The organism is Paraburkholderia sp. J67 (assembly GCF_905220265.1).
Taxonomy (GTDB): domain Bacteria; phylum Pseudomonadota; class Gammaproteobacteria; order Burkholderiales; family Burkholderiaceae; genus Paraburkholderia.
The window spans coordinates 115,277-129,917 of the sequence record NZ_CAJMZK010000005.1 but is presented as its reverse complement, the minus strand read 5'-3'; the positions used below and the strand labels follow the sequence as shown (position 1 = coordinate 129,917).

Sequence of the window (14,641 nt, the reverse complement as noted above, 5' to 3'; positions counted from 1 at the left end):
GTCACGCCGATGCCACGTCGGGCGCGGCGTCAGGAACGAGGCGCGTGAGTCTTGCGGGCGCGGCATCGCCCGCTCCTGCCCAGGCGGTCCAGCCGAGCCTGGGCGGTGCGGCGCGCGACAGCCGCGCGGGCGCGAGTTGCCCCGCCGCGAGCCGCAATTCCACATGCACGTAAAGCTGCGCACCGAACCACGCGCTCGCCAGCGTGCGCAGTGCGCCATGCGAGTCCCCGCCTGGCAGGAAGGCTTCGTACTGTGCGCGTGCGAGCGGGCCGATCGTCACGCGAATGCCGCGGTGCTCGTCCCAGACCCGCGTGCCGACCATGGCGCCCGCGCCGAGCGTGCCGTTGCGTCCCGCGCGCCCGATGGTCGTGCGGCTTGCGGGCGGCACACTGCGCCAGCCGCCCGCGAATGGCGTCGAGCGCGCATCGATACCAAAGTGATGACGCAGCAGCACGTCGAAGCCTGCGAGCGAGCGGCGGCGATTCGCGAACAGCCCGGCGCGCGCGAGGACCGCGCGCAGTGCGTTGCCGTCGTCGGAGCGGGCCGCGGACCCGGCGGTATCGGCCAGCGTTGACGACGCTTCGCCCTCACGCTGCCAGGAGAGACCCGTGAGCGCGCGCAGCACGGGATCGACGGCGCGCTGCGAGAAGGCCGGATGGGGGTCGGCGCTGCGGTATTTGCGTTGCGCGCGATAGAGCAGTGCCAGCAGCCGGTGTTGAAACAGATCGAGAAACGCGAGCGCCGATGTGTCCTTTCGGCGTAACCGATCCTGAATCCATTCCTGCCACGCGCCGGGTAGCGGCCCGTTCGGGCCGCCGAGCGCGAACGCATTGACCTGAAGCTGCGGCTGCGGATCGCCATGCGCGTCGTGCTCATCGTCGTCGAGCGCGAGCGAACGCGGCGCACGCTCGCGCAGCGGCCCGAGCGCGCTGGGCGGAAACGCAGGCGACAGCGTGCCGCTCAGCATCAGCGCTTCGCGGCGCGGATCGAGCCCGGTGCCCAGCGGCGTCGCGCCGGGTCGCAGCAGTTCGAGCAGACGCACGGCCTGCGCGAACTCGAAGGCGTGCGGTTCGGCGTACAGCCGCTGCGCTAGAGTACGAGCGGGCTGCCCGTCATCGGCCGCCATAGATGGATCTCCCTGCCGTCGCACACGAGCGCGGTCTGGACGAAGCGGTTGACGCTCGCGTAGAGCGCGAAGAAGTGCGCGAGCACGCCCGAAAACAGCACCGGGCTCGCGCCGACGAAGTCGTCACGCCCCAGCTCGATACGCACACCCAGGCCGTTGCGCCAGCCGCGCCAGCGATCCTCGCCGACATGGGCGACGACCGGCTCGCAGGCAACCGACTGAATGCCCGCGATCTGCCGCTGCGTTGCCGCGTTGGCGCCGAGGTTGTGCAACACCAGCATTTCGCGCAGCGTCTGCAAGGCCTGCGGACCTTCCACGAGCGAGACGTGATTGAGCATCAACTGCGAAACGAGGCGCCAGCGCGAACTGCCGTCGAGCGTCGCGACGATCTGGCGCGTGGGCCGGTGCGCGATGCGCACGGCGGCCACGGGCCCGGGACTTTCGAACGACAACAGCGCACCGGGTTCGAGCGCATGCGCCAGTTCGCGATTGGTGCAAAGCAGGTCGGCGGTGAGAGTGCGGGCGGGCGCGGCGGCCGGATCGAAGCGCGTATCGACGAAGGTGAGCAGCATGTCGCTGCCGGGGCGGCTCGCGTGCAGGCCGCTCACGCGGCGCGCATGCCAGTAGACGCTCGACGCGTCGCCGTGATGCGCGCCATACCACGGCGGCACCTCTTCAACGTCGCGGCCGTTCACGCTGCGCAACGCGCGCAGGGCATAGATTTCCGTACTCGCTTCACGGTGCGCGTCCGGGCTGATGCGCTGCTCGCGCTGCGTGCCGTCGGGGCGCAGCGGCTCGGAGGTGCGCGCGAACAGATTGATGGCGCTCGCGCAGCCCAGGGCGAAATCCTCCGCATGGACGGTCAGCCGTCCTTCGGGCGCGGCCCGGAAGCCGATCAGCAGATCGACCATGCCGCTTTTGCCGACGCCCAGCGCCTGCGGGGCGAACGGGATATCGAAGAACGCGAATTTCTCGGGAAACGCGAAATACTCGACCAGCAGGCGGCAGGCCGGATGCGCACCGTCCTCGCGCGGCAGCAGCGCGTGTTCCTCGTCGAAGCCGAGCGGCTGGGGGCGGCCGCGCAAGCGCTGCAATCGGCCGTCGGCGTCCTGTAGCCACAATGCGGTGGTGTGCGCCGCGAGCAGGTCGTAGAGCGCGGCGACTGTGACGGGCGACCCCGCCAGACGCACGCGCAAGCGTTCGACGGGCAGTGCGCCGGGCGGGAGCGCGCCGGTCGCGCGCACGCGCAGGCGCAGCGCCGATTGCAGCGTGGCGTCGCCGGTGAGCGCCTGACTCTCCTCGGCGTCGTGCAGTTGCGCATCGGCAATCGCGAGCGGCCAGAGCGTGACGTCCGTGGCGGTGCGCCAGTGGATCGTGTGACCATTGGCGTCGATGTGCGTGAGCGGCGTCGCGCGTGGCACGAGATAGCCCGCGGCGAGGCTGCCCTGGGTGGCGTCGGGTTCGAACTGCACCACCGTCATCGACGGCACCGGCCGCGAGGCATAGGGATAAAGCTGTTCGAGCAGGCCGTCGGTGAGCGTCGAATATTCGTCGTCGAGTGTGCGCTGAATGCGTGCGGTCAGCACGGCGAAGCTTTCGATGAGCCGTTCGACATGCGGATCGGCGCATTCGCCGGGCCCCAGCTCCAGCCGGCGCGCGATCTTGGGATAGCGCGCCGCGAAGCCTTCGCTCGCGCGCCGCAGATAGGTCAATTCGCGCTGGTAGTAATCGAGCAGCAGCGGATCGAGAGAGTCATTCATCGACAATTCCGGGCGTGTGACTGTCGGCGTCGAAACGCACGAGAAAGCTGGCGGTTTGCTGCGCGCCGTCGCGCCCGCGCAGCAGGCCGCCGATACGCAGACGCAGGCGCCACGGCGCGTCTGGGTCCGGCTCGATCGTCGCGCGCGGCTCGGCCAGACGCGGCTCGAACGCCCGCACCGCCTGCGCCACCTGGCGCTCCAGCACGGCGCGGTCGCCCGCGTGCGCCGCGCTCAGCGCGCTCCAGTCGGGCAGGCCGTAGTGCAACACGTCCGGCTCGCCGAGCGTGGCGGGACCGCGCGTGCGGCCGCGCCGCGTGTTCAGCAGGCGCAGCAGTTCGGCACGAATCGAGTCGCGCAGCCCTTGCGCATCGAGCGCGCGCGCCGCGACAGCATCTGCGCGCTCGTGGGCATCGAACGGCGCTTCGTCGGCGAGCCGCTCGAAGAGCGGCATCGGCGCGACGAAAACGGGCGGGCGAAGCGGCACGCTTACTTCGTGAGCTTATTGGCCGCCATATCCCACGTCGACGCGGCGGTGCCTTCCTTCGAGCCGTCGTCCTTCTGCGTGGTCATCTCCCATTTGACCTTGGTGAAATTCAGCGACAGCGTTTCGACCGGCTTGCCGCCGGCGCCGCCCGAGACGCTCACGTTGCTGATGATCACGTTGGTCAGCGTGTAGGTGATGAACGGCATGATCTTGCCGTCGCTCTCGGCGGCGTTGCGGCCCACGATGATGGTCGCCGTGGCGATTGCCTTGCCGCCGCAACAGTATTCGTTGAGCGTGGGCGTGGACACGTCGATGAATTTCGTGACCGTGAATTCGCCGACGTGGGGCTTGCCCGAGGTGCGCTCGGAATTGCTCACGTCGTTGGTGACCTGCATCGAGACATTGTGGCTATACGACATCAGTTCGATCTTGTCCGTATAGCCTTCGAGCGTGCTTTCGCCCTTGATGTCGCCGCCGAGATCGAGAATGATCGAATCCATGTTTCAGGGCTCCTGAAGCGTGTGTGAGCGCGCGCGCCGGATGAGGCGCGCGTCGTCGTTGACTGGGAATGCGCGGGACGGCGGCCGGGCCGCCGCCTTCATCAAGCCGCGGCCGGTGGCGGCAGGCTCGCGACGAGGCGGATCGAGGCGGTCAACTCCTCGAGCTGGAAGTGCGGGCGCAGGAACACCGTCGCGCGATAGGCGCCGGGCTTGCCGGGCACCTCCGTCACGTCGATGCGCGCTTCGCGCAGCGGGTACTGCGCCTTGATTTCCTGCGGCGCGTTGTCGTTCACCAGCACGTAGTCCGCAATCCAGGTATTGAGGTAGGCCCGCACGTTATCGCGCGTCATGAAGCTGCCGACCTTGTCGCGCATGATGACCTTGATGTAGTGCGCGAAACGCGAAGCGGCGAGCACATACGGCAGCATCGCCGAAATACGCGCGTTGGCGTTGGCCTCGGCCGTGTTGTACGCGGTCGGACGATTTGCGGTCTGGCCGCCGAAGAACACGGCAAGGCCCTCGTTCTTCTTGTGCACGAGCGCGATGAAGCCGAGCGCGTCGAGCTCTTTCTCGCGGCGATCCGTGATCGCGACTTCGGTCGGGCACTTCATGGCCTTGTCGCCCGCCGCGGTCTGGAAGATGTGATCGGGCAGCTTTTCCACCGCGCCGCCGCCTTCCACGCCGCGAATCGCGGCGCACCAGCTATGTTGCGCGAAAGCGTTGGTGATGCGCTGGCCCAGCGCATAGGCCGCGTTGCCCCAGAGATACTTCGCGTGGTCGGTGCCGTCCACGTCTTCGACGAAATGCATGCCTTCGACGGGATTGCTGTCCGGGTGATACGGGCGGCGCATCAGGATGTGCGGCAGCGTGAGCGCCACGTAACGCGAGTCCTCGCTCTTGCGGAATTCGCGCCAGCGCGACATTTCGATCGTCTCGAACACCTTGGAGAGATCGCGCGGCACGCCCAGTTCCGTGAAGCTCGCCATGTCGAACAGTTGCGCGTGGGCCGCCGAAATAAACGGCGCATGCGCGGCGGCCGCCACAGCCGCGAGCTTTTCGAGCAGGCTCACGTCGGGCGTCTGGCGCGTGAAATAGTAGTCGCCGATCAGCACGCTGAACGGATGGCCGCCGAAGGTGCCGTATTCCTCTTCATAGATCTTCTTGAAGAGCGCGCTCGTGTCCACATCGACCGCTTTTTCCAGATCGTTCTGCAGATCCTTTTTCGATGCATCGAGCAGACGCAGCTTCAGGCGCGAACTGGTTTCCGAGTTCTTCACCAGATAGTGCAGCCCGCGCCACGACGATTCGAGCGCCTGCAGATCGGGGTGATGCAGCACCTGGTTCAACTGCGCGCTGATCAGCTCGTCGATGTGCTTGATGTGATCGTTGATCATCGCGACCGTGTCGCGGCTGACCGTCATTTTCTTGTCCAGCACCTGCAGCGCGAATTCGGCCAGCAGCTCGCGTGCGTGCTTTTGCTGCTCTTCGTCGTGGGCCATGCGGCCTTCCTGCACGATCTGATCGAGCAGGGTGAGCGGTTCCGCCTGCGCCGGTGCGGCGGCAGCCTGAATGTCGGACATGGTGTTCTCCTCGTGGCTGCGGATCAGGCGGCCGGCTGATCGCCGGACGGTTCGGGGTTGCCTTCGGCTGCGCCGCCGCTGCGGCCATCGGGTTTCTCGTCGGGCGCGGGCAACTGTGCCACGGGCGCTTCGGCGGGGTGCGCTGCGCGAATCTCGGTCAGGCCCTGCGTGTTGTGCACGACGTCCTGCAGCAACTTGTCGAGTTCGTCGTTGCCGTCGAGCTTGGTGAGCAGGTCGCGCAGGCGCAGCCGCGCGTCATAGAGCTGCTTGAGCGGGGCGATCTGCTGCACGAGACGCACCGGATCGAAGTCGTCGATGTTCTGGAAATTGAGTTCGACGTTCACCTTGCTGCCGTCGGCGGCGAGCGTATTGTCGACCTGCAGCGCCAGACGCGGCGCGATCGACTTCATCACGTCGTTGAAGTTGTCGCGGTCGATATCGACGAAGCGGCGCTCCGTCATCTTCGGCAAGGGCTTGTTGCCGGAGAGATCGGCAAGCACGCCGACCACCAGCGGCAATTCCTTTTTTTCGATCGCATTGCCGGTTTCGACGTCGTACGTGATCTGCACGCGCGGCGGACGGTTTCTTTCAAACCAGTGTTGAGTGCTGTCTGACATGGTCACCCCTTCGGCTCTTTCGTTATGGTGCGTAAATTGACGCAATAATTCGAATCGTTATGGCATGCTAATTAAATCAAAAAGAGCGTAGCGCCTGCGATCTGCCCGGCATGACTATTTGCGGTCCATGCGGCGCGATATGCCGGAGCGCATTCCCTCGTTCTCCCTGCCGTACAGGGCCAAAGACAGCGATGTATTTCGCAGTGACGGAAAGCTACGCTCGATAGACAGACGGACAGGAATGTAGGTGAGTAAACAAAAAAACTCAAACACTATTTACCGCGCATAAAGCGAATATGTTTCATAATTTCTAAACGAATTTTGTTGTGATCGCACATAGCGAAATTGTTATTGCGCGACGCGCATGCGCACTTGTAGACTACGCGCGGCATACCGCACGGGTCTATCGCCCAGCGATGCGAATTGATTAGAAATACAAAGGATATGCCTCGCCTGGCGATTTCAGGCGAAAGACCAAAAGCAGTATTTCGCTCATCGATGGGGCTCGCCGAGTGATTTTCACGTTTTTCTTTCGGATGGATTTCACGTGGTTTCGCAGCGCCGCCTGGCCGCTCGCCTGCGCCGCCGCGCTCTGGCTGGCGGGCTGCGGCAGCGCCTTGCCCAAGGTGGACGTGGATACGCTGGCGATCGCGGTGACGAGCGAGGCAAACGTCGATACGCCGATCGCCGTGGACGCCGTGCTCGTGCGCAGTCCGCAACTGCTCGACGCGTTGCTCGCGTTGCCGTCCGCCAAATGGTTCGAGCAGCGCGATCAATGGCTGCGCGATCACCCCAAAGACCTGAACGTGATTTCCTATGAGGTGGTGCCGGGCCAGCAGATCGCGCCCGCGCCGTTTGCGTTTGGCGGCAAGCGAGCGGCGGGCGTGGTGATCTTCGCCGGCTATCAGACGCCCGGCGCGCATCGCGTACGGCTCGACGCGGGTCCATCGAACGCGCTGCTCATGCTTGGCGACCAGGACCTGAGCATTCAGCCCGCACATTGACGGCGCAACGCACCGCCGATCATCCGTTGCCTGATTTGTCGTCTGCTTCTTTGCCCACTACGCTGCCGATTCCGTTGCCTATCCTTCACATGCCTACAACGTTTCCCGATGCAGTCTGCTGGTTCGACGGCATGCCGCTGCTGCCGCAACATTTCCAGACCCAGGCGCTTCATGCGGCGGGCCACGCAGCATCGCTGGCAAGCGCGGCGCGGCCATATTACTGGGGCGTGCTCGCGCTCGACCACGAAGCCGCAGGACTCGCGCAAGGGCAGGTGCGCATCAGCGCACTCGACGCGATTCTTTCGGACGGTCTCGTGATCCGTCACACGCGCAGCGACCCCGTTTTGCAGATCGATGTGCGCGAGGCGTTTTCAGCGCCCAACGAAATCGTCACGATCTATCTGGCGGTGCCGCCGCTGTATCGCGGCGGCCAGATCGATGTGGCCGCCGCGCGTTACATGCAGCGCGAGGCCGACGATGTGCCCGATCTCTCCTCGAAAGGCGAGCCTGCGTCGATCACGACGTGGTATCCGCGTCTGCGCCTGATGACGGATCTCGGGCGTCACGAATTCGACCGCTTGCCGCTGTTGCGGGTCAAGCAGCAGGGCGGCGGCGTGGTGCTCGCCGAATATGTGCCGCCGAGTCCGTGCGTGCGCGTGGACTCGGCTCTCGGCCAGCGCATCGCGCGCCTGCTGCTGCGCGCGCGTGAAAAATGCGTGTTTCTTGCCTGCCGCCTGCAAGCCGCGCAGCGCGCCGAGGAGGGCGACGACGTTGCGCAGATCGAGCGCCAGCTCAGTGCGATCTGGAGCCGCCTGCCGGAAGTGGAGGCGATGACCGGGTCGGGCGTCGCGCATCCGCTCGACCTGTATCGCGTGATGGCGGGCATGAGCGGCGCGCTGGCCGCGCTGCGGCCCACGCGCGGCGTGCCGGCATTCGCGCCGTGCGACTACATGGAATTGCTGGCCTCGTTCGACCCGCTGCTCGAATGGATCGACGAGGCGCTCGCCACCATTCGTCAGGGCTACCGCGTGCGCGTGTTCAGCGAACAGGGCGGCAGCTTCTGGATCGATCCGCCTTTCGACGGCTCGGGCGCGGCCGTGCGCGAGGTCGTGATCGGCCTGCGCATGCCGCCCGATGCCACCGAACACGACGCGAGCCTGTGGCTCGATCAGGCGGTGCTGGCCTCGCGTGCGCACGTGCTCACGCTCGCTCGCCAGCGCATGCGCGGCCTCGCGCGCCGCCGGCTGGCCCGCGAAGAGCGCGCGGCCTATGCGACCGGCGACGATACGGTGCTCTATGCCGTCTCGCTCGACGACGAATGGTTCGATCGCAGCCAGCCCCTGTGTATCGAAGTGCGTGCGGTGACAGGGCGCGCGCCGTGGGCGGTGCAGCTTTTCATGCGCTCGGAAGACGCCGCCGAAAACGCGGCCGCGGGAGCCAACCTTGCCTGACGCCGCCGACAGCAACATTCAGCGTTCCCCGCTTTCGCGTGCGTTTGTCGGCGCGTTCATGCAGGCGCAGACCGCGCGTTCGCGCGTTGCTGCACAGTTCGCGGCGGCGAAGCTCGATGCCGGTGAGATTGCGTCCTTCGATATCGCGGACGGGGAAGCGGGCGCAGACACTGATGCGCCGGCGGCACCCGATACGCAGCCCTCCAACGCGCAACCTGCCGACGCCGCCGAAGCGCTCGCCTCGCAACTGCAGGCGGCCACCCGCAAGCTCGCGCGCGACGCGATGGCGTGGACGGGCGCGGCGGGCGAGGCCGATATCGCCGCCGCGCAATTCGCCTTCGTCGCGTTGCTCGACGAACTGCTGGTGTTCTCCGACTGGCCCGGCGCGGGCGCATGGGAGGCGCAGCCACTGGAGGCGCGCATCTTCGGCACCCGCTCGGCAGGCGAGCGCGTGCCGGAGGCGATCGAGGCGCTACTTGCCGAGCGCGACCCGGGCCGGCGTGATCTCGCGAATGTCTATCTCGCCTGTCTCGAACTGGGCTTCAAGGGCAGGCTGCGCGGCGAGGCCGGCGCGATGCGCCTCGATCAATTGCGCCATGCGTTGTTTGGCTTCGCGATGCAGCGCGACCCCGATCCCGCGCGCATCGCCGCACCGCTCGACGCCGCGGCGGTGCCGCCGCGCGAGCCGCGCATGCTCACCCAGATGTTTCCCGATCGCACGCGTTTCGCGCTGCTCTTGCTGGGCGGTTGCGCCGCGCTGCTCGGCGCGTCGCACGCGCTCTGGTGGTACGAGACCGCGCCCGTGTGGCCCGCTCTGGCGCAGTTCGAAGCGATCTCGCGCGAAGATGCGCAGTCGTCGGGCGCGCGTGCTTCGGGCACGGTCGCGCCGCCCGTGACCAATGGCGGCACCACGCGCGGCACGGCCGTGCCCATGCCCATGCCATCGGGCGCGGGTTCCGCGCCGCTCAATACCGTGTTCAGCGGTGCAGTCATGCCGTTGCGCGTGGCCGTCGCGGTGCAGTCCGCGCCGCCGCGCGCGCTCGCCGTCCAGGCCGAAACGCAAGCACAAGAGCAGGCACAAGAGCAGGTGCAGGAGCAAACCCAGGCGCAGACCGGAGCGCAGCCATGACCAATACGTTGATCATCGTGTTGCTGGTGCTCATCGCACTGCTGGTGCTGGGGCTCGTGGTGGTCGCGCTGCTGCGCTGGCGGCGCACGCGCGACGAGCGGCGGCCCCTGCGCACATTCAGCGCGGCGATGCGGGCCGCGCATGCGGCCATGGGCGTGCGCGATCTCTATTCGATTCCGCGCGTGCTCGCGACCGGCTCGCCCGCCGCGCTCGATGCGCTTGCGCGCGGCTGGCGCCTCGCGGGCAGTGGGGAGCCCGGTTGGTTCGGCCGCATCTGGCACGACGCCGAAGGCATTCTGATCACCGAGCCGGGCGACGCGCTGGGCGCCGCTACGCAACGGCAGCGCGGCAACTGGGTGCGCCTCACGCGCGCATTGCTGCGCTCGCGGCCGGGCCGCCCGCTCGACGCGTTGCTCTGGGCTATCCCTTATGACGCGCTGCTGGACGAAAATGGCGCGCCGCACGCCGATAGCAACGCCGCGCTCGACGCCTCTCGCACGCTCGTCGCGTTGCAGCGGCAGTTCGGGCAGTTGCTGCCGCTCTATATCGTCGTGACGGGTTGCGATGCGCTGCCCGGACTCGAAGCGCTCGGCGAACGGCTGCGGCGCGCGCGCATCGACGCGGCGCTGGGCTGGGCCTCGCCCTATGGACCCAAACGCAGCTTCGAGCGCGGCGTGGTCGACGAAGCCTTCGTCGCCATGCGCAGCGCGCTGGCCAGCACGATCACGGAACTGGGCACGCTCGACGGCGCGCTCGACGCCGATCAGTTCCTGTTACCGCAGCGCCTCAACGCGCTGCGCGAGCCATTGCGCGAACTGATCGAGCCGGTATTGCGCGGCGCGGCCGACGGCACCGCGCCCTCGCTGCGCGGTATCTGGTGCGTGTGCGCCGTGCCGCAGGCTGGCAGCGCACCGGTCTTTTCGCTCGACGGTCCGACGACTTCGCGCGCGGCCCCCGCCTTCGCCGCGCGTCTGTGGCACGACGTGCTGATGCCGGGGCAGGGACTCGTGCAGGCGATCCCGCGCGTGCTGGCACTGCGCATGCGCCGCCATCGCTTCGCGACGTGGGGCGCGCTGGCGCTCGGTTGTTGCTGGCTGGCCGGCATCGCGGTGTCGGCGTGGCAGGTGCGCGGCGACGCGCGCGCGCTCGCCAACGGCTACGACTCCCTGACGCTCGCCCGCGCGGCGTGGCGCGAGTCGGATCATGGCGACGCCGCCGCAACGCGCACGCTCGCGAGCGTGGCCGACACCTTCGTGCGCGTGCCGCGCTGGCGGCTCGCGACGCCCTTCATGCCGCTGTCTTACTTCGCCATGAGCGGACGGCTCGACGACGCCCAGCATCACGTTCTGCGCGGGCTGGTGTTCACGCCGCTGCGCGAGCGGCTCGTCACGCGGCTCGGCCAGCTTGGCTGCGCGAGCACGCCCGACGTGTCGTCCACCAGCGCCGCGCGGCGGCCGCAGGATCTGCCGCAATACGTGGCGGGCACCCAACTGGTGACGAAGGCCGCGCAGGTCGAACGGCTGGTCGGGCGCTACAACACGCTGGTCGAAGCCGGTTCCGGCAATGCCGTGATGCTCGCGCAACTCGTGCACGAGGCCGTTGGCGTGAAGTTCACGCCGGAGCATGTTGCCGACCGCGCAAGCCTCGACGATGCCGTGCGCGAAACCGGCGCGGAGGGCGGCGAGTTGCCGTTCGACGGGCCGCTTGCGCAGGCCGCGCGTCAGCGCACGAGCGTGTGTTTCGAGGACACTTTCGATGCGTGGTTCGATCAGATCTATCTGGATTCGGCGCTCACGGCCAACGCCGCGCAAATCCAGGCAACGCTCAACGACCTCAAGGCGCCGGGCGCTACGCCCACGCCCGACGTGCTCTCGACTCTCGCCTCGGACATCGACGTGCTCGCGACTGAAGTCGATACGGCCGATCACGGCTGGGCGGGCGCGCGCGGCCAGGAACTCGTGCCGGGCATGAGCGCGATGTTCGATACGGCAAAGCAACTGAACCTGATCGGCGACGCGCCGGTCGCGGCTGTGCTCGGCCATGAGCAGCAGGAGCAGAGCGCGTTCGCGGCGCGCTGGCTCGCGAGCGGCAACCTGCCCGGTGTGCTGAGTTCGAACGCCGCCAATGGCCTGCAACTGGCGGCCGATCTGCTGCCGCTGCGCGATGCATTGCGCACGCTGCTGGGGCAGCCGTTCGTGGCCGAGTCGAGCGGCAGCGCCGAGATTCGCGGCGTCGATAGCGCCTCGACGCAGCGAGCGCTCGCGGTCTTGCCGGGCTATCGTCAGTATGTGGCCGGGCCGCTCGCGCAGGCACCCGAGGCCTGGCGCGGCGCGCTGCTCGCGGCGGCCGGCAACGCGACCGTGCGCAGCATGGTGGCGGCGCTCGCGGCGTCAACGCCCACGAGCGCGACCCAGGACGTTGCATTCGCCGTGGGCGCGCAGGCGCCGACATTCGACGCGCTGCGCAAGAACGCGCTCGACCTGATCGAGGCGTTCGACTCATTGGGCCGCGCCGATCTCGCGCAGACCGTGGCCTTGCGCGTGAGCGACGTGGCCGTCGGCGTGTTGAAAACGGGCGATGCGCAGTTGCAGACGCTGGCGCCATTCCGGCCCGTGCGCGGCGACTTCTCCGACTGGAACGGCAACGTCGGCGGCGCAACGCGCGCCTATGGCGCGGCCTCGCCGGAAGAATTGCGCTCGTATCTGAATGCGCAGTCGAGTGCGATCGCCGATACCGCAGGCGCGGCGGCCAGCGCGCTAGACTGGCTCTCGACCCAGAACCCGCCACTCGACGCCGCCGACGCGCGCCTCGTCGCGCGCTGGAAAGCGCTGTACGCCGATCTCGCGCAATACCGCGCGAAGAGCCCGGCGAGCGCGCTGGTCGCCGTGCCCGCGATCATCGCCAATCAGCTCGACAAAATGGACCTCAATAGCTGCGGCGCGACGCTCGCGCACGTCGATCTGCCCGAGGGCGCGGATATCGTTTCAGGCACGGGCGCGCGGCTTGTGGCGTCGGCGCGCGAGCGCTGCTTTCATCTGCAGATCGGCACGGGCATGACGGCATACGACCAGTTGCGCACGTTCTTCGCGCGCAATCTCGCGGGCCGTTTCCCGTTTGCCGCCGATGCCGATGCGCCCGCCGCCGATCTGCGTCAGACGGCGGCGTTCGTCGCGATGCTCGATGCGAGTCTGGGCGATGCGCAGCGCGGTATGAGCGCAGCGGTATCGACGGGGCGCGCGCAAGGCGATGCGCAGCAGTTCCTCGACACCTTGGCGCATGCGAAACCCTGGCTCGATGCGCTCGTCGCCCGTGGCGCCGATGGACGCTATACCGGCATGCAAGTGGCCGTCGACTGGCGCGTGGATCGCGGCGAGGAGGAGGGCGCGGATCAGGTGATCGAATGGTCGCTGGCGAGCGGCACGCAGACGCTCGGCTTTCCGTCGACGGATGCCACGCCGCTGCGCTGGTCGCCGGGCACGCCCGCATCGCTTACCTTGCGCTGGGCGAAAAATTCATCGTGGCAGCCGATGCAGGATGCGGCGCAGCCCACCTTGACCACCAACGGGCGCGCGGCGATCTGGAGTGTGGGCGATAGCTGGGCGCTGCTGCGGCTCGTGCGCTTGCACGCGGGCGGCATGTCGGAGGCGGATGGCTCGGCCGCGCGGATGCTGTTGAGCGTGCCGGTGCGCGACGGCCACGGTGCGAATCAGACGGCGCGCATGTATATGCGCGTGACGTTCCTCGCGAATGGGAAAACGCCGCTCGACTATCCCGAGCTGCCGTACACGGCACCCGGTATGCAGGCGCGAGCGGTCACGATGACCCGTTATCCGGCGCGGTCGTTCAATCTTGCAGCGGGGCGCGAATGAGCTTTTCCTTCGATATCGAAACCTTGCTGCAACCGCTCTGCGCCGAATCGCCTTGCGGGGTGTCGTTGCTGCACGACCCATCCGTCGAGGCGATCAAGGCGGCGCGGCGCGAGGACGATCCGTCGTTGCCGACCGGTGTTTGGCAAACCGAATTAAAAGTGGCGGACTGGTCGGCAGTCGAGACGCGCTGCGTGGCATTGCTGAGTTCGAGAAGCAAGGATTTGATGGTGGCGGCGTGGCTGGCCGAGGCCTGGCTCCATCGCTATGGATGGGAGGCGCTGCCGGTTGGCATCGGCTTGATCGAGGCGCTCTGCGAGCGCTTCTGGGATGGGCTTCATCCCTTGCCACGCGATGGAGACTGGGGCTTCCGGGCGGCGCCGCTCGCGTGGATCGCGGGGCAGTTTCCGGGGTTGCTTGGCGCACGCGTTGGCTTGTGCGAGCGGGGCGAAGGTGAGGGGGCTTTCACGCTGTCGCAATGGGAGAGCACCACGCGACTCGCCATCACGCTGGCCGATCGCAAAGATGTGCCCGCCGCGCGGCGCGAAGAGGCCACGCGAGACGCGGAGGCACTCCATACATCGGCGCAGGCGGCCCGCCGGCCAGTGCTTGCGGGCCGCCTGGCGGCAATGAGGACCGCACAGGGCGGCATCGCTCGTCTCGACGCGTGGTCCAACCAACATCTCGGTGACGACGCGCCTGCGTTCGGTCCGCTATTGAATGTGCTGGAGCGCGCGAGCACTTTACTGAAGGAGTGGGTGCCAATGGACATGATTGCCAGCCCGAAGGAAATCAACGCGGCAGACGCGCCAGGCCTGCCCGAAGATCCGTCGGATGCTCCCCCGCCAACTGGCATGGGCACGCAGCCCTTCATGCCGGTCACGCGCGATGGTGCGTATCAGCAGCTTGCGCTCATCGGCGAGTTTCTGATGCGTTACGAGCCGCATAGCCCGGTGCCTTACATGATTCAGCGAGCGCTGGAGTGGGGAAAGATGCCGCTTCCCGAATTGCTGCAGCAACTGACCGAGGCTGGACGCGGGCGAATGCTCGGCGCGGCGTTGGGCTTGCTGCCTGCCGAGAGTTGAAACGTCGCGTTATTGAACCGTGGTGATTCTGGAGCGGAC

General features: G+C 67.5%; 11 protein-coding genes. 5 read left to right on the top strand and 6 right to left on the bottom strand.

Features of this window, described 5'->3' with window-relative positions:
• Position 1 precedes the first annotated feature (1 nt).
• From tssG to tssB, 6 genes are all read right to left on the bottom strand, one after another.
• The gene (tssG, locus tag U5782_RS12235) at positions 2-1,126 is read right to left on the bottom strand and encodes a type VI secretion system baseplate subunit TssG (RefSeq protein ID WP_322044081.1); all 1,125 of its coding nucleotides are present in this window, start codon (positions 1,124-1,126) and stop codon (positions 2-4) included.
• Positions 1,090-2,886: a type VI secretion system baseplate subunit TssF gene (tssF, locus tag U5782_RS12230; RefSeq protein WP_322044080.1), complete on the bottom strand. Its 1,797-nt coding sequence runs from the start codon at positions 2,884-2,886 to the stop codon at positions 1,090-1,092. Before tssF ends, tssG begins: the two co-directional genes overlap by 37 nt.
• Positions 2,879-3,370 carry a type VI secretion system baseplate subunit TssE gene (gene tssE, locus U5782_RS12225; RefSeq protein ID WP_322044079.1) on the bottom strand — a complete coding sequence of 164 codons (492 nt, stop codon included), beginning with the start codon at positions 3,368-3,370 and terminating at the stop codon, positions 2,879-2,881. Before tssE ends, tssF begins: the two co-directional genes overlap by 8 nt.
• Before the next feature lie 2 nt (positions 3,371-3,372).
• Positions 3,373-3,870, bottom strand: a complete 498-nt coding sequence (locus tag U5782_RS12220) for an Hcp family type VI secretion system effector (RefSeq protein WP_322044078.1) — start codon at positions 3,868-3,870, stop codon at positions 3,373-3,375.
• 101 nt (positions 3,871-3,971) lie between these two features.
• The gene (tssC, locus tag U5782_RS12215) at positions 3,972-5,450 is read right to left on the bottom strand and encodes a type VI secretion system contractile sheath large subunit (RefSeq protein WP_322044077.1); all 1,479 of its coding nucleotides are present in this window, start codon (positions 5,448-5,450) and stop codon (positions 3,972-3,974) included.
• A gap of 23 nt (positions 5,451-5,473) precedes the next feature.
• Complete coding sequence (gene tssB / locus U5782_RS12210) at positions 5,474-6,067, bottom strand: type VI secretion system contractile sheath small subunit (protein WP_322044076.1); 594 nt, start codon at positions 6,065-6,067, stop codon at positions 5,474-5,476.
• Between the two features lie 512 nt (positions 6,068-6,579).
• On the opposite strand from tssB, the gene U5782_RS12205 reads away from it, so the two are divergent.
• The 5 genes from U5782_RS12205 (at position 6,580) to tssA (ending at position 14,602) form a co-directional block, all read left to right on the top strand.
• Positions 6,580-7,071 carry a hypothetical protein gene (locus U5782_RS12205; RefSeq protein WP_322044075.1) on the top strand — a complete coding sequence of 164 codons (492 nt, stop codon included), beginning with the start codon at positions 6,580-6,582 and terminating at the stop codon, positions 7,069-7,071.
• An 89-nt stretch (positions 7,072-7,160) separates the two neighbouring features.
• The gene (gene tssK / locus U5782_RS12200; RefSeq protein ID WP_322044074.1) at positions 7,161-8,522 is read left to right on the top strand and encodes a type VI secretion system baseplate subunit TssK; all 1,362 of its coding nucleotides are present in this window, start codon (positions 7,161-7,163) and stop codon (positions 8,520-8,522) included.
• The gene (locus U5782_RS12195; protein ID WP_322044073.1) at positions 8,515-9,651 is read left to right on the top strand and encodes a DotU family type IV/VI secretion system protein; all 1,137 of its coding nucleotides are present in this window, start codon (positions 8,515-8,517) and stop codon (positions 9,649-9,651) included. The genes tssK and U5782_RS12195 overlap by 8 nt, the downstream gene beginning before the upstream one ends.
• Positions 9,648-13,520, top strand: coding sequence for a type VI secretion system protein (locus U5782_RS12190; RefSeq protein ID WP_322044072.1), 3,873 nt, complete (start codon positions 9,648-9,650; stop codon positions 13,518-13,520). Before U5782_RS12195 ends, U5782_RS12190 begins: the two co-directional genes overlap by 4 nt.
• Positions 13,517-14,602, top strand: a complete 1,086-nt coding sequence (gene tssA / locus U5782_RS12185) for a type VI secretion system protein TssA (RefSeq protein ID WP_322044071.1) — start codon at positions 13,517-13,519, stop codon at positions 14,600-14,602. Before U5782_RS12190 ends, tssA begins: the two co-directional genes overlap by 4 nt.
• Positions 14,603-14,641 lie beyond the last annotated feature (39 nt).

Excerpts from the sequence above, each read along its gene's own strand:
- tssB (WP_322044076.1), bottom strand. The coding sequence starts at position 6,067 with ATGTCAGACAGCACTCAACACTGGTTTGAAAGAAACCGTCCGCCGCGC.
- tssC (WP_322044077.1), bottom strand. The coding sequence starts at position 5,450 with ATGTCCGACATTCAGGCTGCCGCCGCACCGGCGCAGGCGGAACCGCTC.
- U5782_RS12190 (WP_322044072.1), top strand. The coding sequence starts at position 9,648 with ATGACCAATACGTTGATCATCGTGTTGCTGGTGCTCATCGCACTGCTG.
- tssG (WP_322044081.1), bottom strand. The coding sequence starts at position 1,126 with ATGGCGGCCGATGACGGGCAGCCCGCTCGTACTCTAGCGCAGCGGCTG.
- tssF (WP_322044080.1), bottom strand. The coding sequence starts at position 2,886 with ATGAATGACTCTCTCGATCCGCTGCTGCTCGATTACTACCAGCGCGAA.
- U5782_RS12220 (WP_322044078.1), bottom strand. The coding sequence starts at position 3,870 with ATGGATTCGATCATTCTCGATCTCGGCGGCGACATCAAGGGCGAAAGC.
- tssK (WP_322044074.1), top strand. The coding sequence starts at position 7,161 with ATGCCTACAACGTTTCCCGATGCAGTCTGCTGGTTCGACGGCATGCCG.
- tssA (WP_322044071.1), top strand. The coding sequence starts at position 13,517 with ATGAGCTTTTCCTTCGATATCGAAACCTTGCTGCAACCGCTCTGCGCC.